Here is a 24,090-nt window from a genome sequence, read left to right on the forward strand (position 1 = left end):
CTCATCGCCTGAAACAGGCGGCTGGGAGGCGTAATGACTGCCTCTGCTTCGGGTCGGTAAAATCGTCGAGACAGTCCGGGCCGGCCGGCGGTCCGCGGGGAACGCTCATACCGCCACTCAGCGCTGCGCTGCGGCGGATTCGGCGGGCGTCAGGTATTCGCGCCAGCGCTCGAGAAAACGCCGCCGCTTCACTTCGTCCAGATACACCAGGAAGCCCAGTCCCAGCGGCGAGCGGCGCAAGCTCGCGCTGCGCGGATCGAAGCCGCCGTAGACCTGCGCGTTCGCCGGCAGGTCGGTGCGCGCCGGAATCAGTTTGGCTTCGCTGGCGAGGATCGACTGTCCTCTCGCGGACAGCATGTGATCGAGGAAACGCTGCGCTTCGCCTGGGTTTGGCGCCTCGAGCGGGATCAGCGCGGTGCGCGCGACCAGGAGCAGATGATCGCGCGGCAGGACGATGCGCAGCGATGCGCCGCGCTCGATCCGTTGCAGGGCGTAGGAGCCGAATACGCCGTAGGCGAAGCTCATCTCGCCGCTGGACAGTTGGTCGAGCAAGGTGTCCATGCGCTTGAACAACTGCGCGCGATTCTCGCCGAGCGCGGTCAGCATGGGGCCGGCGTCGTTGCCGAGCAGCTTGGTTTCCTGGGTGGCGATGAAATACGCCACGGCGCTGTCGCGCGGGTCCTGCAGGCCGATGCGGCCGCGCAGCGGATTGCCGGGATCGTGCAGCAGTTTCTGTAACTGCTCGCGGGTCTGCGGCACTCGTTGCGGGGCCAGGCGCGTGGTGTTGTAGACCATCACCACGGGCTCGTAGCCGTAGGCGAAGATCTCGTCGCGCCAACGCGCGGCGGCGGGCAAGGCCTGATTCTGCGGAGAGCGATAAGGCCGGGCGAAACCGTCGTTGACCAGTTTGATCTGCAGGTCGGTGCTGCTGCTGAGCAACAGATCGGGGCGCTCCTGCGCGGCGGAAGAGCGCGCGCTGCGCTGATAGATGTCCTTCGTATCCAGATGCGAATAACGCACCTCGACCCCGGGATGGATACGTTGGTAGTCGACGATCAATGCCCGCACCAGGCCGACATTGGCCGAGCCGTAGAGCACCAGCCGTCCTTGCCGGGCGATGCGCGACTCGAACACGGTGATACGTTCGTTCTGCGGCGGTCGCGCCCGCGCGGGCCCCAGATACACCGCACCGAGCGACGCGACCAGGAACAGCGCCGCCGCGAGCGCGTATCGCAGCAGTTTCATGCCGCATCCTTGGGCAGGTGCAGGCGCACGTGCAAGCCGCCCAGCGGCGAGGATCGCAGGATCACGCGGCCACCGTGGCTTTCGACGACCCGCTTGACGATCGCGAGTCCCAGTCCGGCGCCTTGCGCGGAAGCGCTCTCGCCGCGGCCGAAGCGTTCGAAGGCGCGTTCGCAATCCTCAGCGCTCATGCCGGGGCCCGCGTCGCTGACGCTGAGCGACAGGCCGGTGTCGTCCTGTTCCAGCCGCACTTGCACCGGTGCGTCCTCGCCCGCGCCGTGCTTGATCGCGTTGTCGATCAGGTTCTTGATCGCTTCGCGCAGCATCAGCGCGTCGCCGAGCAGGGCGGTATCGTGCGCGCTGCACTCGAAGCGCACGTCCGGCCGCGGTTCGGCCAGCGGCACGGATTCGTGCAAGGCCTGGCGCGCGATGGTTTCCAGGTTCACCGGTTTGAAGTGATGCAGCTCGGCGCGATGGGTGACGTTGGCGTGGCTGAGCAACTGATTGAGCAGGCGGCTGAGCTTGCCGGAGTGACGCTCGATCGCATGCAGGCCTTGTCGCCATTGCTGCGGGTTGTTCTGATGCAGCGACAGCTGCGCCTGAGCCCGCAGCGAGGCCAGCGGGTTGCGCATCTGGTGAGCGGCTTCGGCGATGTAGGCGCGCAAGGCGTCGATGTTGGTCGACAGGCGCGACATGAAATGGTTCTGCGCGGCGACCACGTGCGACAGTTCGGTCGGCACCGCGCGGGTGATCGGGCGCAGGTCGAACGGCGTGCGTACGCTGAAGTCCTGCTCGATCCGCACCAACGGTTGCAGCGCGCGGTCGATGGCGAACCAGGCCAGCAGCAGGATCGCCACGGTGAACAGCGCGATCCAGCCGGTCACGTGCCAGACGATGTCGCGGGCGACCTCGTCGCGCGCGCGCCGGGTCTGGCCGATCTGCACCATCGCCGCTTCCGGACGGTCGGCGCTGCTGGCGGCGCGGCGCAGCACGGCGAAGCGCACCGCTTCGCCGCGGTAGTGGGAATCGAAGAACACGGTGCGATCGCCCAGACCGGCCGGCGGACGCGGCAGATCGTCGTAGCCGGTCAGGGTGCGGCCGCCGGCGAGATAGACGCGGTAGAACGCGCGATCGTCCGGCGCGGCCGACAGCAGTTCGAGGGCGGCGCAGGGAATATTGGCCTCCCACTGTTCGTCGACCAGGGTGATGCTGTCGGCGATGGTCAGCGCCGAGGCGTTGAGCAGGCGGTCGTAGGACAAGTCCGCCGCGCGTTCGCCGTAGCGGCCGGCGCCGAAGAACAGCAGCAACATGCCGACCAGCGACAGCAGCCCGATCGACAGCAGCAAGGTGCGGCGGATCGATGGGCGGGTGTGCTCGGCTTCAGTCATGCGCGGCGCCGAACGGCTGGCCCAGGATCGCTTCGGCGCGGGTGGTCTCGGCCAGATAACCGGTGCCGCGCACGGTGACGATGCGCAGGAACTGCTGCGGCAGTTTCTTGCGCAGGCGCGCGACGTACAGCTCGACCGTGTTGGAGCCGGCTTCTTCGCTCAAGGCGAACAGACGGTTGGTGATCTCGCTCTTGCTGACCACCTGGCCGAGCCGGCCGACCAGGATCTCCAGCAGGCTGTACTCGCGATTGGGCAGGTCGATGGTGCGATCCTCGAAACGCACGCGCCGCGCGGCGTTGTCCATCACCAGCGGGCCGATCCGCACCAGGCTGGAAGTCTGCGCCTGCCGGCGTCGGGTCAGGGCGCGGCAACGCGCGCTGAGTTCGCGGAAATCGAAGGGCTTGCCGATGTAATCGTCGGCGCCGACATCGAGCGCGCTGATTCGGTCTTCGATATCCGAGCGCTCGGTCAACATCAGCACCGGCGTGGCGTCGCCGCGCCGGCGCAGTTCCGCCAGCAGGCTCAAGCCGTCCATGCGCGGAAGGCCGATGTCGAGCAGCACCAGATCGTAGCGTTCGTGTTCCAGATAACGGCAGGCGTTGAGACCGTCGGCTTCGTGATCGACCGCGTTGCCGGTGCGGCGCAGATGTTGCACCACGGCCTGAGCCAGATCGAGATTGTCCTCGACGAGCAAGATGCGCATACAAACTCCTGGATAGCCTGAAGCCATGCGCAAGGCGCATGCGGGTGTTGGAAGGGGGCGATAGGCCGATCGGGCGCTGCGCGGTCGCGGCGTGCGTCTACGCCGAGGGTGCGACAGGTCGACGACAGGCTATCTGCTTAGACTGGAACCATGCTCTGGAGGGAGTGTTCGGTTGCGCTTGATCGTTGTCGTTCGAGCCCGGTCGATAGTAGGTGGACGCATGCTCCGGGGAAGGGAGCATGCGTCCACGACTAACACGGAGATTTAGCGCTGTCGATGGGCAGCTTCGCGAATATTCGAAAGTGTGAGGTGGTTAAAAGTGCGCCGACGGACAGACGGTCATTTTGTTCCGCGTCGGCGCTTGCGAACAAAGCCAAGCTGATTGCTGTCGTAAGCAAAACTAGGTAACGCGCGAAACGAATGCGTTTCCGGCGACGGTACCCCACCATGCGTCACCTGTAGGAGGAGACATGCGTCATACAAGCAAACTCGGCTCACCGGCATTGCTGCTGGGATTGGCCGCGCTGTTCGGTCCGGGCTGCGCGGCCGCGGCCAACCAGAACGGCGGGTTCTACGTCGATCCGAATTCCAATCCGGCGATCTGGGTGCGCGACCACGCGGCCGATGCGCGTGCGAGCAAGATCAAAAGCTCGATCGCGACCAAGCCGATGGCGCGTTGGTTCGGCAATTGGAGCGGCAACGTCGGCACCGCGGTGTCGAGTTTCGTCGATGCGGCGCGTGCGGCAGACAAGCTGCCGATCCTGGTGGCTTACAACATTCCCGGACGCGATTGCGGCAGCCATTCCGGCGGCGGCGCGGGCAGTCCGGAGGCTTATCGCACCTGGATTTCCAGCTTCGCTTCCGGCATCGGCAGCCGCCGTGCGGTGGTGGTGATCGAGCCCGACGCGCTGGCCCAGCTGGACTGCCTGGCCGCCGATCAGCGCTCGGTCCGGATCGGCCTGCTGCAGTACGCCGCGCGCGAGTTCAAGATGCGCGCGCCCAATGCGCAGGTCTATCACGACGGCGGCAACGCCAGTTGGATCGCCGCCGATGAAATGGCGCGGCGCCTGAACTCGGCCGGCGTGAGCGACATCCGCGGTTTCGCCTTGAACGTGTCGAACTACCACACCAGTGTCGATTCGAACCGTTATGGCGCTTCGGTCAAGGCGCAGTTGAAGGCGCAGTTCGGTTACGAGAAGCCGTTCGTTGTCGATACCAGCCGCAACGGCAACGGCTCCAACGGCGAGTGGTGCAATCCGGCCGGCCGCAAGCTCGGCGTGGTCTCGCAGAACAGCGCCAGCGGTGCGGAAATGCTGTTGTGGCTGAAGGTTCCGGGCGATTCGGACGGCAAGTGCGGCATCGCGCCGAACACGCCTGCCGGCACGTTCTCGCCGGACATCGCTACGCGCCTGATCGAGGGGCGCTGAGAGCGCATCGCGCCGGGCCGATCGCCCGCCGCGCGACTCCGGGCCGCGGCGGTATTCGCGGTCCGGATCAGACGCGGCGATTGGCGCATCGCGTCGCCGCACTCGCATTGCAACGAGTTCGCCGCGCGCGCGGCGAAGCGGGATCGCTCGCGCCTGGATTCGGCGGCGGGCTTGTCCCGGCGTGACGGTGCCGCCGTCGTTTTTCAGTTCAGGAGTCGCTGCGCATGTTGTGGTTTTCGCAACGGTCCGCCGTGGGGCGCTCGCGCCGCTGGTGGTGGATGCTCGCGCTGTATGCCGCATTCGTCACCAGCGTGGGCTTGTCGGCCGATCGGCAGGCGCTGCTCGGGGCAAGTGCAGGCGATGACCGAAACGCCGCGCGCCTCGGCACCGACGCGGTCGACGCCGTCGCCCGTGGCCGAAACCGCGCCACCGCTGCCGCGGGTGAGCGCGCGTTGATTCGATTCGCGGTGCGGCCATGGCGCGAGGGCGATCGCTCGCCGCACCGCATCTTGGTTTCTCCGTTGTGCACAGGCCCCATGCCCCCTAGGCCGGCCGACTGTTCTCTCCTTCAGTCGGCGTGCGATTCGCGGAGCGTTGCGGAGCGGTCTCCACTCGTGGATGGAGGCCGCTCCGCGGCGGTTTATCCCCAGCGGCGCGATCGCGTCCGCCGATACCCCATGGTCTATCGAGGATTCAGGCATGACTGGTTTTTCCCTTTGTTCGGCGCTCGCGCTGTGCGCCGCCCTCGCCTTGCCGTCCGCGTTCGCCGCGCCGCCGAACTTCCAGATGCCGTTCCCGTGCAAGCAGGTGTGGAAAGGCAACACGCGCGAAAAGCACAGCCCGCAGTTGGCGGTCGATCTCAGTCGAGCCAACGGCGCCGGCGACAAAGTCGTGGCCGCGGCCAAGGGCAAGGTCAGCAAGGTGCGCGATGTCGGCAATCGCAGCTATGGCAAGTACGTGGTGATCGATCACGGCGGCGGTTGGAGCACGCTGTACGCGCATCTGAACTCGTTCTCGGTCAGGGTCGGCGACACCGTCGCCCTGGGGCAGGGCGTCGGCACGGTCGGCAATACCGGCACGTCCTTCGGCGCGCATCTGCATCATGAGCAACTGCACAACGGCGCCTTGCAGAAGATCAAGTTCAACGGCCGTCAGATCCATTACTTCGACGGCTCCGACCGCTATACCGATTACAAGAGCGCCAACAGTTGCCCGTGATCGGCGCGCTGCGAACCGTTCGGCGGGACCGGCCGAAGCTTCGCCGCGGCCGACTCGAATCCCGATCCGTTCTGCGTCAACAGGCCAAAAGCCACATAACCGCCGCGCGTTCGGCGGCTACGATCCCTGCATGAGTCTGCGACGCTATCTGCAATTGGATGTCTTCAGTCATCGCATCGGCGCGGGCAATCCGCTGGCGGTGGTGTTCGATGCGCAAGGCATGGACGAGGCGGCGATGCAATCGTTCGCCGCGTGGATGCATCTGCCCGAGACGGTTTTTCTGTTGTCGCCCGATGCCGGCGCGGATTACCGCGTGCGCATCTTCACTCCGCGCCAGGAACTGGCCTTCGCCGGGCATCCGAGCGTGGGCGCGGCGTGGGCGGCGCTGGACGCGCGGCGGGTTCCGCCGCACAGCGAGTCGCTGGTCCAGCAATGCGGGGCGGGTTTGTTGCCGGTGCGGGTGTCGCACGATGCCGGCGCGCCGCGCATCAGCATCCGCGCGCCGCAGGCGCGGCGTTGCCAGGTAGACGCGGCGCAATCGGCGCGGGTGGACGCGGCCTTGGCCGCGGTACCGCGCGGCGCGCTGGCGCCGTCGTTATGGGACAACGGCCCGCGCTGGTGGCTGGCCGAGTTGGCCGATGCGCGGGCGGTGCGCGAGTGGCGCCCGGATCTGGCCGCGATCGCCGCGCTCGGCGATGAGCGCACCCTCGGCCTGGCGGTATTTGCGCCCAGCGAGGAGCCCGGATACGCCTTGGTGGTGCGGGCGTTCTGCCCGGCCGACGGCATCGACGAGGACCCGGTGACCGGCAGCGCCAACGCGGCGATCGCCGCGGCCTTGCTGGCGGCCGGCCGGCTGACGCGTGGCGACGGCTATTGCGTGAGCCAGGGCCGCGAAGTCGGCCGCGACGGCTGCGTCGAGCTGCGGATCGATGAGGATGGCGAGGTCTGGATCGGTGGACGGGTGCAGGCGGTGATCCGCGGCACCGTGGAGTGGTAAGCCGATTACGCACATCTAAATTGCGTAATGCATTTGCACGATTGTCGTTATTTACGTAATTCATGATGCCTCGGGCGCCGCCTCGTCCGTGCGGAGGCGTTCGTGCATGCGGAATACGCGCATGTATTTAATGTGACTTCGATACACAAATAGCTGTCGTGTTGGTGCGGAAGTTAGAATCCGCGCGGCGGCTCAAGATCGAATGGATCACACTTTTGAGTGGTAATTAGCCGGGCGGTTGTTCGTCCGTTTCCAAGCCGCCATACGCGGCCGCAGGGCCATTGTCCGGTTTGCCACGAAAGCCCCGTTCCAGCGCACTCGCGTGAACGAAAATCACGCTTTCTCACCGAAAATGCCGGTTATCGGAAAGTTACGCCGGGTCGGTCGGTCGAGGTCATTTCATCACGCACCCTTAACACTAAACAGGAGCAGCCTGTTCACGGTGCACACGAAATGACACCTTGAATGTGTGTTCCCGGCGCTTGGCCGGTGTCGCCCCCGCGAACGCAGGCGTAGCGATTAACCCCTAGGGCACGAAGCAGCCCAGAGCTGCATTCGGAGGACGTGATGGAAACTCACAGCATTCGCAAGGCCCTTTCCTACAGCCTGCTCGCGGCGTGCATCTTGACGATCACGGTATCCACGACGGGCTGCTCGGGTTCGGGCGGGGTCAGATCCAGCTTCAATCCAGGTCCCGGCGGCCCGGGCGGTCCCGGCGAGCCGGGCGGCCCTGGTGGTCCGGGCGAACCCGGCGGTCCGGGCGGTCCGGGTAATCCCGGCGGGCCAGGCGGCCCCGGTGGTCCGGGTAATCCCGGCGGTCCCGGCAATCCGGGTGGTCCAGGCGGCCCCGGCAATCCCGGCGGCCCTGGCGGTCCAGGTAATCCGGGTGGCCCCGGCGGTCCCGGCAATCCGGGCGGCCCAGGCACCGCGAGTCCCGGCAACGCGCTGGGCGCGATCGTCACCGTCGCCGGCAATCTGGTCTCGGGCATCGGTTCGGGCGTAAGCACGCTCGGCGCGCAGATTCCGAATCAGGCGCTGCTCGGCGGCAACAATCCCACCACCCAGGGCTTGGCCAAGGTCGTCGACGATCTGGGCAAGACCGTCAGCGGATTGGGTTTGTCTACCAGCAGCGGTCTCGGTCAGATCGGCAATATCGCCAATCCGATCGGCACCACCGTCGGCGGCGTCGACAATCTGGTGGTCAACGTAGGCACCACGGTCGACGACCTCGGCAAGACGGTCGCCACGGTCGGCGCGTTCCAGGGTTCGCCGATCCAGCCGCTGACCAGCGCGGCCGGCAGCCTGGTTTCGGGCGTCGGCGGCGGGGTCAAGGATCTGGGCGGCAAGCTCGGCGGCGTGCTGGAAGGCCAGGCCGGCCAGCAGCTGACCGGTGCCTTGAGCCAGGTCGTGACTCCGGTCGCGGGTCTGTTGCAGACCAACGGCGGCGGTACCGGCGGCAGCGGCGGCGGCAATCTGGTCGCCAACGTGTCGCGCGGCGCGGGCGGCGTGGTCGGCGGCGTGGCTTCGGCCGGCAATGCGCTCGGCGGGGCCATCGGCAGCGCGCCGGTACCGGGTGGCGCGACCACTCTGGTCGGCGGCGCGGTGCAGGGTGTCAGCAACAATCTCGGCACGGTCGGCGCGGGCATTACCGCGGGCCTGGGCAATGCCGGTTCGATCGCCAACCCGGTCGGGGTGACCGCGGCGGGCGTGACCACCGGTGTGGCCGGACTCGGCGGTACGGTCGGCAACGTCGGTGCCGGTTTGGCCGCCACCGGCGCGAACACGCCGTTGGCGCCAGTCACCAGTCTGGTCGGCGGCGCGGTCGCCGGCGTGGGCGGTGGCGTGACTCAGGTCGGTACGGCCGCGACCGCGGCCGTGAACGGTCCGCTGCAGCCGGTTACCCAGGGGTTGAGCACGGTCGTCAACGGCGTAGCCGGGGCGACCGGGCTCAATAATCCCAACGGTGGCCTGTTGGGCGGCGTGCTCGGCGGCGGCGAATCGGGCAAGGGCGGTCTGCTCGGCACCGGTTTGCTCGGCGGCAAGAAGAAGCCCTGATCGGGTGTGACCCAGCGCGCGGGAACGGCGATCGCCGTTCCCGACGCGCGACAAAGATCCAGAGTGAGTGCAGGACTATTGCGGATGCGCGTCCGGCCTAGGGTGGGCGCGCATCCCCATTGGCGGCCTTGCCGCCACCGCCGAAAACCAGCAAGGGGCGCCGCATGCGCACAGGGCTTTGGGGGAAGCGCTATCCACTCGCGTTGGCCGTGTCCGCGTTGTTGCAGGCGACCGCGCCGGCGTATTCCCAGACCGCCCCGCCACGGTTGCCGACCGCCGGCAATCCGCTGCAGACACTGCCGCAGGCGCCGTTGCCCAAGGCCGAGCCCAAGGTCAGCACGACCGTGGCGCCGCAGCAGAATCCGGAAATGGCCGCGTTGCTGGCATTGCAGCTCACGCCGGCGAAGTTCGAAGTCTCCGGGGTCAAGTCGGTGCCGTTCGAACAGGTCACCAACTTGTTCCTGCCGCTGGCCGGCAAACAAATCACCGTCGCCGATCTGCTCACCGCCGCGGCGCAGTGCACCAAGTTGTATCGCGAGCGCGGCTACGCGCTGTCGTTCTGTTACGTCCCCACCCAGGATTTCGCCGACGGCACCGTGCGCGTGGTCGCGGTGGAAGGTTACGTGGCGCGGGTCAACATCACCGGCAAAGTCGGCAAGCTCGAACGCAAGGTGCGCGCGATCGCCCAGCACATCGTCGACGATCGGCCGCTGCGCCAGAGCACGTTCGAACGGTATTCGCAGATCCTGGGTTTTCTGCCCGGGGCCAAGCTCAACATCAACGTGCCCGCGCCGACCACCACCGACGGCGCGACGTCGCTGGATCTGACCGTCGACGGCAAGCGTTACGACGCGACCTGGGCACTGGAGTTCAATCATCCCGGCACGCAGGGATTGATGTCGTTGAACCTCAACGCGCTCACCTCGCTGGCCGAGCAGTGGAGCTTGGCCGCGCTGTATCCGGACGGTCGCGGCAATGAACGTTTCTACAGCGCCGGTTATTCGCAATTGTTCGGCAGCGACGGCTGGATCGGACGCGCCGAAGGCACGCGCTATCGCGGCGTGCCGGTCACCAAGACGCCATTGCCGGCGTTCCTGGATCATCGGGTCGAGCAGGACCGGGTGCAGATCAGCGCGCGTTATCCGCTGCAGCTCACCAGCGAACGCTCCTTGTTCGTGTCCGCCGCGATCTACGCCGCCGATCAGTCCGACCGCTACCTCAACACGATCAACGGCGCGAGCCTGGAGCAGCGCTCCAAGACACGGGTGGTGCAGGGCTCGCTGGATTACACCCAGGCCAAGAAGGACCGCGCGCGCCAGATCAGCGTGTCGATCGCGAAAGGTCTGGATACCTGGGGCGCCTCGGCGCAGACGCTGACCAACATCAGTGGGGTGAACCTGGATCCGGCCAGCGATGTCGCGTTCACCAAGTACAGCGTGGGCTATGCGCAGACCCGTACCTGGAAGGACCAGCGCTACGCCGCGGTGCTGCGCGCGAGCGGTCAATTCACGCGCCAGCGGCTGCCGTCGTCGGAGCAGATCAGCTTCGGCGGCACCCGTTTCGGTCTGGCCTACGATCCGGGCGAGACTTCCGGCGACAGGGGTTGGGGCGCCGGCCTGGAGCTCAGCCGCAACTTCCGCCCGAAGACGCGTTGGCTCAAGACGGTGACGCCGTACCTGGTGGTGCAGCACGCCGAGGTCACGATGACCGACGGTCGTCGTCCGCTGCCGGACAAGCTCGGCTCGGTCGGCATCGGTCTGCGTTTGTCGGACAACAAGCATTTCAACGTCGACTTCGCTTACGCCAAGCCGACCGCGGATCTGCCGATCGAGGCGGACGATCGCAAGCCGCGTTGGAACATGAACTTCTCGTATCAGTTGCAGTAGGCGCGAATCCGATCGGGGCGGCGTCTGGTCGTGAGCGGCGGCGCGAAACGGCGCTTTCGTCGTAATCGCGATGTCGCGATCGCGGCTTGCGCCGCTCCTACAGTGGCTTCATCACGATGCGATCGACTTGTGCAGCCCGTGCAGGAGCTGCGCAAGCCGCGACCGCGAATTCCCATCGACGAGGCAAGCGCGCGCAAGCATCGCAGACCCATGGTCGCGATCGCGCCGTACGCTGCGCCTGCATCTACGCCGATCGCGAATCAGGCCTGATCCAACAAATGCTGCAACACCGCCTCGCCATAACGGTCGAGCTTGCTCGCGCCGATGCCGGGAATGCGGCCGAGCTCGTCCAGATCGTCCGGCGCCTGTTCGGCGATCGCGCGCAGGGTACTGTCGTGGAAGATCACGTAGGCCGGCACGTTCTGCTCGCGCGCGGTGGTCGAGCGCCATTCGCGCAGGGCGTTGAAGCGAATCAGCGATTCGGGATCCAGGTCGATCATCGGCGCCGCGGTCGCGCCGCCGCGGGTCTTGCGGCCGCCGCTCGTGCGCGCCGCCTTGGGGGTTTCGCTGCGGAAACGCAGATTGCGTTCGCCGCGCAGCACCGGGCCGCTGTCGGCGGTCAGGCGCAAGGCGCCGTGGCGCTCGATATCGGCCTCCAGCAGGCCCGCGGCGACCAATTGGCGGAACACGCTGCTCCATTGCTTGGCGTCGAGATCGCTGCCGATGCCGAAGGTGCTCAGTTCCTCGTGGCCGAAGCGGGTGACCTTGTCGGTGACCGCGCCGCGCAGCACGTCGATCACGTGGCCGGCGCCGAACCGCTGGCCGGTGCGGTACACGCACGACAGCGCCTTGCGCGCGGCGGTGGTGCCGTCCCAGCTTTGCGGCGGTTCCAGGCAGTTGTCGCAATTGCCGCAATCGCCCGGGTGCGGCTCGCCGAACCACCCGAGCAGACTCTTGCGCCGGCATTCGGTGGATTCGCAGAAGCCCAATAAGGAATCGAGCTTGCGCAGCTCCAACCGCTTGCGTTCTTCGCCGGCCTCGCCTTGCTGGATGAGCTGGCGCAGATTGACCACATCGCCCAAGCCGTAACACAGCCAGGTTTCGGCCGGTTCGCCGTCGCGTCCGGCGCGTCCGGTCTCTTGGTAATAGCCTTCGATCGATTTGGGCAGGTCGACATGAGCCACGAAGCGCACGTCGGGCTTGTCGATGCCCATGCCGAAGGCGATGGTGGCGACCATCACGATGCCGTCTTCCTGCAGGAAACGCCGCTGATTGGCCGCGCGCACGCTGGACTCGATCCCGGCGTGGTAGGGCAGGGCCTTGATCCCGGCGGCGACCAGTTGCTCGGCCACCGATTCCACCCGCTTGCGCGAGAACGCGTAGACGATGCCGCTTTCGTCGCGGTGGGCGGCGAGGAAGTCGAGCAACTGACGGGTGCCGTTGTCCTTGTGCACTACCCGGTAGCGCAGATTGGGCCGGTCGAAGGAGCTGACGAAGCGTCGCGCCTCTTCCAGGTTGAGCCGCTCGGCGATCTCGCGCTGAGTCGGCTCGTCGGCGGTGGCGGTCAGGGCGATGCGCGGGATGTCGGGCCAGCGCTCGTGCAGGATGGTCAGTTCGCGGTATTCGGGGCGGAAGTCGTGGCCCCATTGCGAGACGCAGTGGGCCTCGTCGATGGCGAACAGCGAGATCCGCGCGCGGTCGATCAGGTTCAGGCAGCGCCCGGTGAGCAAGCGCTCGGGCGCGACGTAGAGCAGGTCGAGCTCGCCGGCGAGCAGTTGCCGTTCGACCTCGGCCGCGGCGTCGGCGCTGAGCGTGGAATTGAGGAAGGCCGCGCGCACGCCGAGCTGGCGCAACGCCTCCACCTGATCCTGCATCAGCGCGATCAGCGGCGAGATCACCAGGCCGCAGCCTTCGCGCACCAGCGAGGGGATCTGGAAGCACAGCGATTTGCCGCCGCCGGTGGGCATCAGCACCAGGGCGTCGCCGCCGTCGATCACGTGCTGGACGATCTGCGCCTGTTCGTCGCGGAACGCGGTATGGCCGAATACGTGGTGAAGAAGTTCTGCTGCGGGCGATGACATGCCGCCAGTTTAACCGGGCCGGTCCGCCTGTCGGTCGGAAAGGGCCGCGATGGGCAGTCGGCGGGATGCGTGGTACGCAAGGCAGAAGGTTCAGGCGGGGGGGGCGTCCGGGGAGCCGTGGTTCGGTCGCGGCAAGGCGAAAAGCGTCGGGGCTGAAGCCCCTCCCACAATAAACCTCGCGGTTACGCAATCTTTTGTGGGAGGGGCTTCAGCCCCGACGCTTTTCGCTCCGATGGCGACGGCCCCTCAGCGCGAGCGCCGCTTGACATGCCAGACATTGCAGATCTTGCGATCGCGCACTTGATAGACTGTGAGCTCATCGGCGACCTTGCCGTCGGCGCCACCGCTGACCCGTTCGCGGCTCATGACCATGTCGTCCACGGCCTGCAATTGCACGATGTCCACGCGCACGTGCGGCCGCCGGGCGAAGGCGCTGCGGTAGAAGCGTGCGCGCGCGCCCGCGTCGTCGCCGGCGATCGAGCGTCCGGCCAGGCCGTCGTCGTCGCGGTCGCGCCGGTAGGTGCGCGCATTCGGGCTGGCCAAGGCCAGGAAGCCTTCCACGTTCTGATCGTTCCAGGCCTGGACATAGCGCCGCACCACCGCTTCCTGCGCGCTCTCGGCCTGCGCCAGCGCCAGCCACGACACGGCCAGCAGCGCGGCCAGCGCCAAGGCGCCCCAGAGCTTCATCGCGCGGCCTGCGCGGTCGAAGCCCCGGAGAGTTGCCGCTGCAGCGGCCACAGATCGAGCACGCGGCCGTCGCGCACGCGCAACACCGAGACCAATTCCTTGACCTCGCCGGGCTTGGCGGTGTCGGTGATGCGCTCGTGCATGGCGACCAGATCGCCGACCGCGAACGAAGCCAGGGTCTGCACCTGCAGGCCGGCGCCGTTGGCGTAAAGCGCCCGGTACACGCGCTCACGGCTGGCGCGGTCGACGATGTTCTTGGACTGCTCCCAAGCCAGCCGCGCGGGATCTTCGGACATGCGGTGATGGCGCGCATCCGCCGCGAACAGCGCCAGGAAACCATCGGCGTCGGCGCGGTTGCTGGTCTCCACCAGCGCGTGCATGGTCGCCAGCGCGCCGGTGCTGTGCGCGCGGTTGTCGTCGTCCTCCTTGACCAGATGCCATAGCTCCTGGATCAACCCGTCGCGGACCCGGTAGACCACCATCATCTCGGTCGGCTCGGCGCGCTGCGGATCGGTGATGCGCACGCGGCCGACCACCAGTTCGCCCAATGCGATCGATTCGGTCTGCTCGATCTTCGGCGTGACCGGCGCGGCCATGGCCTTGGCGAAGTGCGCGCGCAGTTTTTCGCGGCCGTACATCTGCTCCAGGCGTGGGCCGGCCAGCGCGTGCGGTTCCTTGGGAAGGCCGAAGATCTGCGCCTGCGGCGCATACAAAGCCATGAAGGCGTCCAGATCGTTGGCGTTGAGCGCGTCCAGGTCGGCCTGCACCACCGAGGCGGGCGTGGCGGGGGCGGCCGCGACGCAGCAGGGCAGCAGCGCCAGCGCGGCGAGGGCGAGGTTGAGCAAGGGACGGTGCGGCATGGGGGCTCCGGGGCGGTGGCGGCAGGCGAAGGCTAGGCCTAAGATGGCTTGGGTAAGGCGACTGGCCGTGCTGGATCGCCTTGACTCATAGTTTTCGGGTGCTCATGGAGCCTAGGAGCCATGGCACCCGCGCGACAAGCCGAATTTCGCCGCCTATCCATAAGTGAAATTTATGAATAAATCGGCCTTGCCCTCGCTCAGTGCGATCCGCGCGTTCGAAGCCGCCGCGCGCCTGGGCAGCTTTACCCGCGCGGCCGAGGAACTGGACATGACCCAGGCCGCGGTCAGCTACCAGATCAAGCGTCTGGAGCAGCGCCTGGGCCTGGTGTTGTTCCAGCGCTTGCCGCGCAAGGTCGCGCTGACCCGCGACGGCGAGCGCCTGGCGCCGGCGGTGCTCGACGCCTTCCAGGCCTTGCGCTCCGCGTTCGCGCGCAGCCGCGAACGTTCGCAGAGCGAGCTGGCGATCACCGCGTTGCCGACGGTGGGCGCGAACTGGCTGGTGCCGCGGTTGGGCGGTTTCCAACTGGCGCACCCCCAACTGGCCGTGCGGCTGGACACCAGCGTGCCGCTGATCGATCTGGCCCAGGGCGAGTTCGACGTCAGCCTGCGCAACGGCGGCGGGCAATGGCCGGGCATGCAGACCCACTACCTGTTGCCGGGGTTGTTCGCGCCCCTGTGCAGTCCGGCGTTGTTGGACAGCGGCGCGTTGCGGACGCCTGCGGATTTGCTGCGGCTGCCGCGGATCGGACGCGAGCGCTGGTGGCGCCAGTGGCTGGAGGCGGCCGGGGTGGCGCTGGGCGAGACGCCGCTGAAACCGGCGCTGGATCTGGGTATCGAGCAGTACGAGGTCACCGCGGCGATGGCCGGGCAGGGCGTAGCGATCACCTCACCGTTGTTCTTCCGCGCCGAACTGGCGTCCGGGCGCCTGGTGCAGCCGTTCGATCTGGTGCTGCGCGACGGTCGCGATTACTGGTTGGCCTATCCTGAAGTCGGCCGCGCCAGCGTCAAGATCCGCGCGTTCCGCGACTGGCTGCTGGAGCAGGCGCGGCAAGACGTGCAGGCCTGGGAGGACGAACTGGCCCGCGCGGGCAAATCGCCGCCGCCATTGCTGGCCGCCACGCAATAAAAACCCCTCCGCCGTTGCCGGAAGAGGGGCCAGGCGCATCCGCCGGCGCGCGCTCAGCGCGGCGCCGGCGGAACCCGCGATGCGATCACTGCAGCAGCGAACGCAGCATCCACGCATACTTCTCGTGGGTCTGCAGGCGCTGGGTCAGCAGATCTTCGGTCGGCGCGTCATCGACGTCGTCGGCTTGGTCGAGTACCTTGCGCGCGGTGCGGCACACCGCTTCGTTGCCGATCACCAGTTGGCGGACCATTTCATGCCAGTCGGCGGCGTCGGTCAGGCCCGGCTCTTCCGGAATCGAGCTCAGGCGCACGAACTCGGCGTAGGAGCCCGGCGCGTTGAAGCCCAGCGCGCGGATGCGTTCGGCGATTTCGTCCAGCGCGGTCCACTGCTCGGTGTACTGGGTTTCGAACATGACGTGCAGGCTGTTGAACATCGGCCCGGTCACGTTCCAATGGAAGTTGTGGGTCTTCAGGTACAAGGTGTAGCTGTCGGCCAAGAAGCGCGACAGGCCTTCGGCGATCTTCTTGCGATCGGCCGCCGAGATCCCGATATCGATCGACGGGCCGCGATCGCCGGGGCCCGGCGACGCGGTCGGATTGACCGGCGCGTCGGCCTTGGATTTGCCGGGTTTGGTCTTGGCGGACTTGCCGGACGCCGGCTTGTTGGACTTGGCCATGTGCGACTCCTTCTCCAGTGCGGGGATGTGATGCGTGGTTTGGAATTTATAGCTTGCGCCGGAACGGTTTCCGGATCTTGCGGCGACAATAGGCGCTGTCGCCGCCGATGTGAAATGGTTTGTTCCTAGCGCTGCGATGCAAACGATCTATCGATGAATACCAGTCATTCCAAACAGTCTAATGAAGCCGATGTGAGCGCGACGACTAGCGCCGACGCGCTGCGTCAGGCGCGGCGCGCCATCGACGGCGCGCTCAGCCGCGACCGCGGCCGTCTGCACGGCCTGTGGTCGCGCTGGAGCGGCAAGCCCGGCGACGAGAAGGCGCGGGCGACGTTCGCCCAGGCGCTGGCCGCCTCGGTCGCGCAGCGCGAAGCGCGCGCGGCATCGCTGCCGCGCGCGCCGGTGGACCCGGCTTTGCCGATCGCGGCCGAAGCCGAGCGCATCGTCGAGCTGATCCGCAAGCATCCGGTGGTGGTGATCGCCGGCGAAACCGGTTCGGGCAAGACCACCCAGTTGCCCAAGCTGTGCCTGGCCGCCGGCCGCGGCGCCGCCGGCATGATCGGCTGCACCCAGCCGCGCCGCATCGCCGCGCGCGCGGTCGCCCGGCGCGTGGCCGAGGAACTCCACACCCAGGTCGGCGAGACGGTCGGCTATCAGGTTCGCTTCAACGACAACGTCGGCGAGCGCACCGCGGTCAAGTTCATGACCGACGGTATCCTGCTGGCCGAGATCCAGTCCGATCGCTGGCTGTCGGCCTACGACACCATCCTGATCGACGAGGCGCACGAGCGCAGCCTCAACATCGATTTCCTGCTCGGCTATCTCAAGCAACTGCTGAAGAAGCGCAGCGACCTGAAGATCATCGTGACGTCGGCGACCATCGACACCGACCGCTTCGCAGCCCATTTCGATAACGCGCCGGTGGTCAACGTGGAAGGCCGCGGCTATCCGGTATCGGTGCGTTACCGGCCGCTGGAAGGCGAGGGCGAAACCGAAACCGGCGACGGCCGCGTGCGCGAAGCGCGCGGCGGCGAGCGCAGCGTCAACGACGGCATCGTCGCGGCCTGCGACGAAATCACCCGCGAGGATCCGCGCGGCGACGTGCTGATCTTCCTGTCGGGCGAGCGCGAAATCCGCGACGCGCATCAGGCGCTGGAGCGGCGCAAATACCGCGAAACCGAGGTGCTGCCGTTGTATGCGCGGTTGTCGGTGCGCGATCAGGACCGGGTGTTCAATCCCGGGCCGAAGCGCCGCATCGTGCTGGCCACCAACGTGGCCGAAACCTCGCTGACCGTGCCGCGCATCCGTTACGTGGTCGATCCGGGTCTGGCCCGGGTCAAGCGCTACAGCCCGCGCGGCAAGCTCGACCGCCTGCATATCGAACCGATCAGCCAAGCCAGCGCCGACCAGCGCAAGGGCCGCTGCGGCCGCATCAGCGAAGGCACCTGCTATCGCCTCTACAGCGAGGCCGATTTCCAGTCGCGCGCGCGTTACACCGATCCGGAAATCCGCCGCGCCGCGCTGGCCGGAGTGATCCTGCGCATGCTCTCGCTGGGCCTGGGCCATATCGAGGACTTCCCGTTCCTTGAACCGCCCGACGGCCGCGCCGTCGCCGACGGCTGGCAGCAACTGGCCGAACTCGGTGCGGTCGACGAGAGCAAGAAGCTCGCCGCGATCGGCCGCACCATGGCGCGGCTGCCGGTGGACGTGAAGCTGGCGCGCATGCTGGTGGCGGCCAACGGCCACGGCTGTCTGCGCGAGATGATCGCCATCGCCGCGTTCCTGGGAATTCAGGATCCGCGCGAACGCCCGGCCGACCAGCGCGGCGCCGCCGACGCCGCGCATGCGCTGTTCGCCGATCCGCGTTCGGAGTTCGTCGGCATCATCAAGCTGTGGGACGCCTATCAGCTTGCGCACGAAGAACTGACCCAGTCCAAGCTGCGCGCGTGGTGCGAGAAGCATTTCCTCGGCTTCCTGCGCATGCGCGAGTGGCGCGAGCTGCATCGGCAGCTGAAGTTGTTGTGCGATGAGTTGGCGTTCGCGGGAATCGGGAATCGGGAGTCGGCAACCGAGAAAGACAAAGGCAAGGCCACGGCGGCCCGGGCGCTGCCGGATTCCGAGCCCGCAGTCGCGAGTTCCGACCACTACGCCGCGTTGCACCGCGCCCTGATCGCCGGCCTGCCGACCCAGATCGGTTTCCGTGCGGAGAAAGGCTTCTACGACGGCCCGCGTGGACGCAAGTTCCAACTGTTTCCCGGTTCGCCGCTGGCGAAGAAACCGCCGCCGTGGGTGCTGTCGGCGACCTTGCTCGACACCGAGCGGGTGTGGTCGATGACCAATGCCAGCATCGAGCCGGACTGGGCGATTCAAGAGCTGCCGCATTTGCTCGCGCGCCGCCATCACGACCCGCGCTGGGCGCGCTCGCAGGGTCGGGTGGTCGGCAGCGAGCAGATCAGCCTGTTCGGCCTGGTGCTGGCGCCGAAGCGGCCGATCCATTACGGCGCGCTTTATCCGGAAGAAAGCCGGGCGATCTTCGTCCGCGACGCGTTGGTGAGCGGCGAGATCAACACCCGCGCCGGATTCCTGGCGCGCAATCTGGCCACGTTGGCCAAGGCGCTTGAGGAAGAAGCCAAGCAGCGTCGCGCGGGGTTGGTGGTCGATGAGGAATGGATGGCGCAATGGTATCTGGACCGCTTGCCGGCGCAGGTGCACAACGTGCAGGCGCTGGACGCCTGGTACGGCAAGCTGCCGGCGGCGGAGAAGGCGGCGTTGGAGTGGTCGGTCGATGATCTGATGGTCGGCGGCGAAAGCGAAGCCGCGCGGTTCCCGCCGTATCTGCAATTGGGCGACGCGCGTCTTGCGGTGCGTTACCGCTTCGAACCGGGAGCGCCCGACGACGGCATGACCTTGGCGGTGCCGTTGCATCTGCTCAACGCGCTCGATCCGGCGCAGCTGTCGTGGCTGGCGCCGGGCTTCGTCGCCGACAAGGCGGCGGCGTTGATCAAATCGCTGCCGAAAATCTTGCGGCGCAATTTCGTGCCGGCGCCGGATTTCGCCAAGGCTTTCTTCGAGGCCTATCCGAAATCCGAGGGCGACGATCTGATCGGCACGCTCGCGCGCTTCCTGCGCAAGCTCGCCGGCACCGAGGTCGCGCCGACGGATTTCGATGCGTCGTCGATCGAGCCGCATCTGCGCATGAATCTGCGTCTGCTCGATACGCCTCAAGGCAAGGGCAAGCAAAACGACGCGACGGTGTTGGCCGAATCGCGCGATCTGGACGAACTGCGCGCCCGCTTCGGCGAGCGCGCCGCGCGAGCGTTCGCCGCACGCGCCGCCGATGGCCTGGGCCAGCGCGGGCTGACCGCGTTCCCCGAGCAAGCCATTCCCATGTCGGTGCCCGGCGCGGCGGGCGTGCCGGCGTTCCCGGCCTTGCACGACGACGGCGATACGGTTTCGCTGCGCGTGCATGCCGAACGAGACGCCGCCGTGCGCGCGCATCCGCGCGGCGTGCGCCGGCTGCTGGCGATCGCGATGGCCGACAAGCTCAAGCAATCGCGCAAGCAATTGCCGATCCAGCCCAAGACCGGGCTGCTGTATGCGGCGATCGAATCGGCCGCGCCGCGCAAGGAGCGTTCCTCGCCCACTCGCGATGCGCAAGACCGCGGCTCGCACGATCGTCCGCGCGACGGCGATCGGCTGCGCGAGGATCTGGTCGACGGCGCGCTGCAGTCCTTGCTCGGCGAGGACAGCGAACTGGTGGCGGTGCGCGATCCGGCCGCGTTCGAACTGCGCCGCGATACCGTCGCGCGCAAGCTGTTTCCCGAGGCGATGGAGCGTCTGCGTCAGGCCGAGGCGATCCTGAGCGCGGTCGCCGACGTGCGCGCGCGCCTGGAATCGCCGCTGATGGGCTGGGCCAGCGGCAACCTCGACGACATGCGCGCGCAGTTGGCGCGGCTGACCCCGCCGGGTTTCCTGCGCGATGTCGCCACCCACGCCTTGGCCGAATATCCGCGTTATCTGAAGGCTTTGTCGGTGCGCAGCGAACGCGCGCTGCGCGATCCGGTGCGCGATCAGGGGCGGATGCTGGAACTCAAGCCGTTCGTGGACGCGTTGGACGCGGCCAACGCGGCCGGCGAGGACGACGACGAAGCCTGGCAGGCCCTGCGTTGGGATATCGAGGAACTGCGCGTATCGCTGTTCGCGCAGGAACTGGGCGTGCGCGGTGGCGTTTCACCGAAGAAACTGGCACAGCGGCTGGCGCAATTGCGCGACTGAGTCGGTATGCTGGCGGCCGTCCTGTCGGATGGCCGCCTCGCATGGGGAAGCGGGCTGCGTCAGGAAACGATCCATTCCGCACCCGACCGCCGGCGGATCATCTTCGCTGACGCGTCGCCGGGCGTGCACGGTCAGCACGCGATCCAGGCGTGCCATTTCATGTCGGTGAGTTCACCCGTTGCAACCGCGCCCGCGCAAGGCCGCGTCCTCGCGCGGGTCTTGCCCGCGTTTCTGCTGGCTGTCGGTACCGTGCTGGCGTTCCTGCTGACGTTCCGCTTCGACAATCCTGCCGCTGGTTACGACCTGGATCCGTCCTGGGCCGCGGTGGTGAGCTGGGCGTTCGAACACGACCGCCAGTGGGGCACGGACATCGCCTTCACCTACGGTCCGCTGGGTCTGCTGAGTCCGTACTTCAGCTATCGCAGTTCGATCATCGGTCTGGCGGCCGCGGCCCAGGTCGGCTTCGCCGCGCTGTATGCGCTCGTGTTCCTGCAAGCAGGGCGCGGCGCGCCCATCGCCGCGCGCGTAGTGGCGGTGGTTGTGCTGCTGGCGTTCGGCGCAGGCTGGGCCGGCGATGTGGCCTGGCTCACCTTGTATCCGTTGGCCTTGCTGGCGCTGTGGCGCTTGCGCGAGCGCGAGGGCTGGAGCGCCGGCGCGCTGGCGGCGGTGATCGGTGCGACCTGTGCGGTTCCGTGGCTGGCCAAGTTCAGCTTGTTCCCGTTGTGGCTGCTCTGGCTCGCGTGCGCGGCGGTGCTGGCCGGCCGTCGCGCCGGCGCGATCGCGGTGGCCGCCAGCCTCGCGGCCAGCCTGCTGCTTTGGTTCGGGTCCGGCCAGCAGGCGCAAAGCCTGTGGCCGTATCTGTCGAGCAGTTGGCGAATCGCGGTCGGTTACGGCAGCGCGATGCAATGGCGGGGTTTGCCGGCGGCCGATGCGATCGATGTGGTTGGACTGGTGGTGTTGCTGTCGGCCTTGTCGGCGCAAATCTTGCTGCTGGCGCGCGCGCCGTTGGGACGGGGCCAGCGATGGGCTGCGTTGGCGTTGACCGCCGGTTGCACCGTGTTGGCGTTCAAGGCCGCCTATACCCGGGCCGATACGTTCCACTTGCCGCTCTTCTTCCCGGCCTGTGCGATGGCGGTGCTGGTCGCCTCCGCGCTGCGTGGCCCCGGCCAAGCCGCGCGGATCGGCAGTTGGGCGGCGCTGGCGTGTGCATTGATCGCATTCGCACCGCCGTACCCGGGCGGCCATGTACGCATGTGGCTGGTGTCCGGTCCGCCCGGGGCGGTGACCGCGGTGCAGCGACTGCACAGTCTGGTCGGCTATTCCAGCCGCGTCGACGAACTGGAACATTCCGCGCGTGCCGCGCGTGCCGCGATCGACCTGCCGCATACGCGCCGCATCGTCGGCGATGCGCCGATCGACATCGTCTCCGTTGGACAGGGCCTGTTGCTGTCGCATGGCATGAACTACCGGCCCAGGCCGGTGTTCCAGGGGTACTCGACGTACACACCCGAACTGGCGCGCATGAACGCCTCGTTCTTGGCGTCGGCGCGTGCGCCTGACTGGGTGCTGATGGACATGGCGGCGATCGATGGCCGCTATCCGACCAGCGAGGATCCGCAGGCCCTGCTGCGATTGCTGCGCGACTATCGCGCCGCGGCCATCGAACGCGGGCTGGTGCTGATGCGCCGGGGCCCGACGCCCAGCGCCGAGGCGAGCGTGGCGGCGGAAGTCTCGCCACGTATCGGCGAGTTCGTGGCGGTGCCGGCGATATCCGGCGATGGCGTGGAAGTGCGGTTTTCGCTGCAACCGACCCTGTGGTCGCGGCTGGCGTCGGCGACGCTGCGCGCGCCGCGGCTGTTCCTGGACGTCGAATCGACGGACGGGCAGACGCGTACGTATCGGCTGGTGCCGGGCGCGGCCGAAGCCGGTTTCCTGCTGTCGCCAGCGATCGAGGACACCCGCCAGTTGTGGGACTGGCTGGAGCGCCGCCCCGTCGAACGCATCGTGCGTTTCAGAGTGCGTTCTGAGGACTGGCTGGGACAACCGAGCCTGCAACCGGTCTTCCGCGTGCAATACCGATCGGTGCGTTTGGCGGGCCCCTGAAGTCAGGTGCGCCACTCGCGTTGCAGGACGGCTCCAGCCTCGACGCTTCGGTTGATGTCGCCGTCGTCGTCGGCCACGTCGCGGCCGATCAAGAACGTCGGGACTGAAGAGTCCTCGCACAAGAATCGCCCGATGCCGAAAACCGGCCACCGAAACGACGAAGGCGGCCGTGGCCGCCTTCGTCTCGCATCCAAGCTCGCGGCTTACCGCGCCGTTGGGATCAGTCCAGCCGCGTGACCTTGGCCTTCGGCGTCTGGCCTTCGGCTTCCAGGTACCAGCTGCCCATCATGCCGGGGCGGATGGTGACCTTCGGCGCCGGCTGCGGCTTGCCCAGGTAGAGATTGCCGTCGATCACCCGCCAGCGCTGGCCGTTCTCCAGTTCCAGCACGGTGCCGCTGGACCAGCCGCGGAACTCGCCCTTGAGCGTGCTGCTGACCACTTCGGGATCGACCCGGGCCAGGCCTTTGCGCTCCGAGCGCACCTGCTTGACGGTGTCGGTCACCACCGCGGTCTGATCCTGCGACAGCAACTGGTTCAACAATTGCAATTGCTGCGCCGACAGCGTGTCCAGGCCGGTGGCCTTGAGTTGGTCGGCGTTGAAGCGTTGTTCGACCGGGACATAGGCGCGCTCGGCGCCGAAGGCGGCGGGCGCGACCAGCGCGATCGCGAACAGCGGGGCGAGGGTCAATGAAGACGGCACACGCATGACGGACTCCGAGGCGGGATGTTCAGACGGCTGATTGCCGCCGCGCGGTGCAGCGCGCCGCGGGCGGGAGTGGTGAAGGCTTACTTGACGCGGCTGACCTTGGCGCGGGTGTTGTAGCCCTGCACCGACAGGTACCACGAGTTGCCGATGATGGTCGGGGTGATCCGCACCTGCGGCGACGGCATGTTGCGCACGCCCGGCAGTTCGGCGTTGTCGTCCTGACGCCATTCCTGGCCGTTGTCGAGCACGTAAGTCCGGCCGCGGCCGAAACCGCTGAAGTCGCCGCTCAGGCGCGCGACGATCGGCTCCTTGGACGTGCCCTTGGAAAGGAAGCCGCGGCTTTCGTGCTTGGTTTCTTCCTGCGCCTTGACCACGGCCTTGCTGGTTTCGGTGTCGAGGGTGCGGTTGAGCCAGGCGTTCAGATTGACCAGTTCGTCGTCGCTGAGCTTGTTCAGCCCGGCGTTCTTGAACTGTTCGGCGCTCATCTGCTGTTCGATTTTCTGCTGCGCCAGCGCGGCCGGCGCGGTGAGCGCTGCGGCGAGGCAGGCGGCCAGCGCGACAGCAGTGGGCAGGCGAGGCGACGCGGAAAGGGGAATCGCGGACATTCGTGCTGTTCCTCGGGGCGGTTGCTCGCTAGTGTAGACGTTAGCCGCGCCGGCT

At 67.5% G+C, this 24,090-nt stretch carries 17 protein-coding genes; 8 read left to right on the forward strand and 9 right to left on the reverse strand.

All coding sequences use genetic code 11. The features are described from left to right. Positions 1 to 117 precede the first annotated feature (117 nt). Genes ACTOWJ_RS15735 through ACTOWJ_RS15745 form a run of 3 tightly spaced genes read right to left on the reverse strand, consistent with a single transcriptional unit; the run spans position 118 to position 3,333 of the window. Entirely contained in the window at positions 118 to 1,245 is a 1,128-nt protein-coding gene (locus ACTOWJ_RS15735) for an ABC transporter substrate-binding protein (RefSeq protein ID WP_441335574.1), read from the reverse strand. After that, positions 1,242 to 2,630, reverse strand: a complete 1,389-nt coding sequence (locus tag ACTOWJ_RS15740) for a sensor histidine kinase (RefSeq protein WP_441335575.1) — start codon at positions 2,628 to 2,630, stop codon at positions 1,242 to 1,244. Before ACTOWJ_RS15740 ends, ACTOWJ_RS15735 begins: the two co-directional genes overlap by 4 nt. Then, the gene (locus ACTOWJ_RS15745) at positions 2,623 to 3,333 is read right to left on the reverse strand and encodes a response regulator transcription factor (RefSeq protein WP_441335576.1); all 711 of its coding nucleotides are present in this window, start codon (positions 3,331 to 3,333) and stop codon (positions 2,623 to 2,625) included. Before ACTOWJ_RS15745 ends, ACTOWJ_RS15740 begins: the two co-directional genes overlap by 8 nt. Before the next feature lie 470 nt (positions 3,334 to 3,803). Here ACTOWJ_RS15745 and ACTOWJ_RS15750 point away from each other — a divergent pair, with 470 nt between their 5' ends. The 5 genes from ACTOWJ_RS15750 to ACTOWJ_RS15770 all read left to right on the forward strand — a co-directional run bounded on the left by ACTOWJ_RS15750 (position 3,804) and on the right by ACTOWJ_RS15770 (position 10,916). Next, positions 3,804 to 4,760: a glycoside hydrolase family 6 protein gene (locus ACTOWJ_RS15750; protein ID WP_441335577.1), complete on the forward strand. Its 957-nt coding sequence runs from the start codon at positions 3,804 to 3,806 to the stop codon at positions 4,758 to 4,760. A 699-nt stretch (positions 4,761 to 5,459) separates the two neighbouring features. Next, positions 5,460 to 5,978 (forward strand): M23 family metallopeptidase, encoded by a 519-nt coding sequence (locus tag ACTOWJ_RS15755; protein ID WP_441335578.1) that lies wholly within the window; start codon positions 5,460 to 5,462, stop codon positions 5,976 to 5,978. Between the two features lie 130 nt (positions 5,979 to 6,108). Further along, positions 6,109 to 6,975 (forward strand): PhzF family phenazine biosynthesis protein, encoded by an 867-nt coding sequence (locus tag ACTOWJ_RS15760; RefSeq protein WP_441335579.1) that lies wholly within the window; start codon positions 6,109 to 6,111, stop codon positions 6,973 to 6,975. A 567-nt stretch (positions 6,976 to 7,542) separates the two neighbouring features. Further along, positions 7,543 to 9,030, forward strand: coding sequence for a collagen-like triple helix repeat-containing protein (locus ACTOWJ_RS15765; RefSeq protein WP_441335580.1), 1,488 nt, complete (start codon positions 7,543 to 7,545; stop codon positions 9,028 to 9,030). A gap of 164 nt (positions 9,031 to 9,194) precedes the next feature. Then, positions 9,195 to 10,916, forward strand: coding sequence for a ShlB/FhaC/HecB family hemolysin secretion/activation protein (locus tag ACTOWJ_RS15770; protein WP_441335581.1), 1,722 nt, complete (start codon positions 9,195 to 9,197; stop codon positions 10,914 to 10,916). Between the two features lie 260 nt (positions 10,917 to 11,176). On the opposite strand, the gene recQ is transcribed toward ACTOWJ_RS15770, so the two are convergent. The 3 genes from recQ to ACTOWJ_RS15785 all read right to left on the reverse strand — a co-directional run bounded on the left by recQ (position 11,177) and on the right by ACTOWJ_RS15785 (position 14,544). Then, the gene (gene recQ, locus ACTOWJ_RS15775) at positions 11,177 to 12,997 is read right to left on the reverse strand and encodes a DNA helicase RecQ (protein ID WP_441335582.1); all 1,821 of its coding nucleotides are present in this window, start codon (positions 12,995 to 12,997) and stop codon (positions 11,177 to 11,179) included. Positions 12,998 to 13,243: 246 nt separating this feature from the next. Next, on the reverse strand, positions 13,244 to 13,684 hold the full coding sequence (locus ACTOWJ_RS15780; RefSeq protein WP_441335583.1) for a nuclear transport factor 2 family protein: 441 nt from the start codon (positions 13,682 to 13,684) through the stop codon (positions 13,244 to 13,246). Then, positions 13,681 to 14,544, reverse strand: coding sequence for a nuclear transport factor 2 family protein (locus ACTOWJ_RS15785; RefSeq protein ID WP_441335584.1), 864 nt, complete (start codon positions 14,542 to 14,544; stop codon positions 13,681 to 13,683). The genes ACTOWJ_RS15780 and ACTOWJ_RS15785 overlap by 4 nt, the downstream gene beginning before the upstream one ends. A gap of 172 nt (positions 14,545 to 14,716) precedes the next feature. Here ACTOWJ_RS15785 and ACTOWJ_RS15790 point away from each other — a divergent pair, with 172 nt between their 5' ends. After that, positions 14,717 to 15,670 (forward strand): LysR substrate-binding domain-containing protein, encoded by a 954-nt coding sequence (locus ACTOWJ_RS15790; RefSeq protein ID WP_441335585.1) that lies wholly within the window; start codon positions 14,717 to 14,719, stop codon positions 15,668 to 15,670. Between the two features lie 85 nt (positions 15,671 to 15,755). Here ACTOWJ_RS15790 and ACTOWJ_RS15795 read toward each other — a convergent pair whose 3' ends face one another. Then, the gene (locus ACTOWJ_RS15795; protein WP_441335586.1) at positions 15,756 to 16,346 is read right to left on the reverse strand and encodes a Dps family protein; all 591 of its coding nucleotides are present in this window, start codon (positions 16,344 to 16,346) and stop codon (positions 15,756 to 15,758) included. Positions 16,347 to 16,538: 192 nt separating this feature from the next. On the opposite strand from ACTOWJ_RS15795, the gene hrpA reads away from it, so the two are divergent. Both hrpA and ACTOWJ_RS15805 read left to right on the forward strand, forming a co-directional pair. Beyond that, positions 16,539 to 20,621, forward strand: a complete 4,083-nt coding sequence (hrpA, locus tag ACTOWJ_RS15800; protein WP_441335785.1) for an ATP-dependent RNA helicase HrpA — start codon at positions 16,539 to 16,541, stop codon at positions 20,619 to 20,621. 6 nt (positions 20,622 to 20,627) lie between these two features. Then, positions 20,628 to 22,724 (forward strand): hypothetical protein, encoded by a 2,097-nt coding sequence (locus tag ACTOWJ_RS15805; protein ID WP_441335587.1) that lies wholly within the window; start codon positions 20,628 to 20,630, stop codon positions 22,722 to 22,724. 220 nt (positions 22,725 to 22,944) lie between these two features. Here ACTOWJ_RS15805 and ACTOWJ_RS15810 read toward each other — a convergent pair whose 3' ends face one another. Together ACTOWJ_RS15810 and ACTOWJ_RS15815 are read right to left on the reverse strand one after the other, a co-directional pair. After that, complete coding sequence (locus ACTOWJ_RS15810) at positions 22,945 to 23,430, reverse strand: hypothetical protein (protein WP_441335588.1); 486 nt, start codon at positions 23,428 to 23,430, stop codon at positions 22,945 to 22,947. Between the two features lie 80 nt (positions 23,431 to 23,510). Next, a complete protein-coding gene (locus tag ACTOWJ_RS15815) occupies positions 23,511 to 24,035 on the reverse strand; it encodes a hypothetical protein (RefSeq protein ID WP_441335589.1) in 525 nt (174 codons plus the stop codon). Positions 24,036 to 24,090 lie beyond the last annotated feature (55 nt).

The organism is Lysobacter sp. CA199 (assembly GCF_052078715.1).
Taxonomy (GTDB): Bacteria; Pseudomonadota; Gammaproteobacteria; order Xanthomonadales; family Xanthomonadaceae; genus Lysobacter.

What these genes read in the sequence shown, in the direction of transcription:
- ACTOWJ_RS15735 (WP_441335574.1), bottom strand. Translation starts at nt 1,245, where the DNA reads ATGAAACTGCTGCGATACGCGCTCGCGGCGGCGCTGTTCCTGGTCGCG.
- ACTOWJ_RS15740 (WP_441335575.1), bottom strand. Translation starts at nt 2,630, where the DNA reads ATGACTGAAGCCGAGCACACCCGCCCATCGATCCGCCGCACCTTGCTG.
- ACTOWJ_RS15745 (WP_441335576.1), bottom strand. Translation starts at nt 3,333, where the DNA reads ATGCGCATCTTGCTCGTCGAGGACAATCTCGATCTGGCTCAGGCCGTG.
- ACTOWJ_RS15750 (WP_441335577.1), top strand. Translation starts at nt 3,804, where the DNA reads ATGCGTCATACAAGCAAACTCGGCTCACCGGCATTGCTGCTGGGATTG.
- ACTOWJ_RS15755 (WP_441335578.1), top strand. Translation starts at nt 5,460, where the DNA reads ATGACTGGTTTTTCCCTTTGTTCGGCGCTCGCGCTGTGCGCCGCCCTC.
- ACTOWJ_RS15760 (WP_441335579.1), top strand. Translation starts at nt 6,109, where the DNA reads ATGAGTCTGCGACGCTATCTGCAATTGGATGTCTTCAGTCATCGCATC.
- ACTOWJ_RS15765 (WP_441335580.1), top strand. Translation starts at nt 7,543, where the DNA reads ATGGAAACTCACAGCATTCGCAAGGCCCTTTCCTACAGCCTGCTCGCG.
- ACTOWJ_RS15770 (WP_441335581.1), top strand. Translation starts at nt 9,195, where the DNA reads ATGCGCACAGGGCTTTGGGGGAAGCGCTATCCACTCGCGTTGGCCGTG.
- recQ (WP_441335582.1), bottom strand. Translation starts at nt 12,997, where the DNA reads ATGTCATCGCCCGCAGCAGAACTTCTTCACCACGTATTCGGCCATACC.
- ACTOWJ_RS15780 (WP_441335583.1), bottom strand. Translation starts at nt 13,684, where the DNA reads ATGAAGCTCTGGGGCGCCTTGGCGCTGGCCGCGCTGCTGGCCGTGTCG.
- ACTOWJ_RS15785 (WP_441335584.1), bottom strand. Translation starts at nt 14,544, where the DNA reads ATGCCGCACCGTCCCTTGCTCAACCTCGCCCTCGCCGCGCTGGCGCTG.
- ACTOWJ_RS15790 (WP_441335585.1), top strand. Translation starts at nt 14,717, where the DNA reads ATGAATAAATCGGCCTTGCCCTCGCTCAGTGCGATCCGCGCGTTCGAA.
- ACTOWJ_RS15795 (WP_441335586.1), bottom strand. Translation starts at nt 16,346, where the DNA reads ATGGCCAAGTCCAACAAGCCGGCGTCCGGCAAGTCCGCCAAGACCAAA.
- ACTOWJ_RS15805 (WP_441335587.1), top strand. Translation starts at nt 20,628, where the DNA reads ATGCTGGCGGCCGTCCTGTCGGATGGCCGCCTCGCATGGGGAAGCGGG.
- ACTOWJ_RS15810 (WP_441335588.1), bottom strand. Translation starts at nt 23,430, where the DNA reads ATGCGTGTGCCGTCTTCATTGACCCTCGCCCCGCTGTTCGCGATCGCG.
- ACTOWJ_RS15815 (WP_441335589.1), bottom strand. Translation starts at nt 24,035, where the DNA reads ATGTCCGCGATTCCCCTTTCCGCGTCGCCTCGCCTGCCCACTGCTGTC.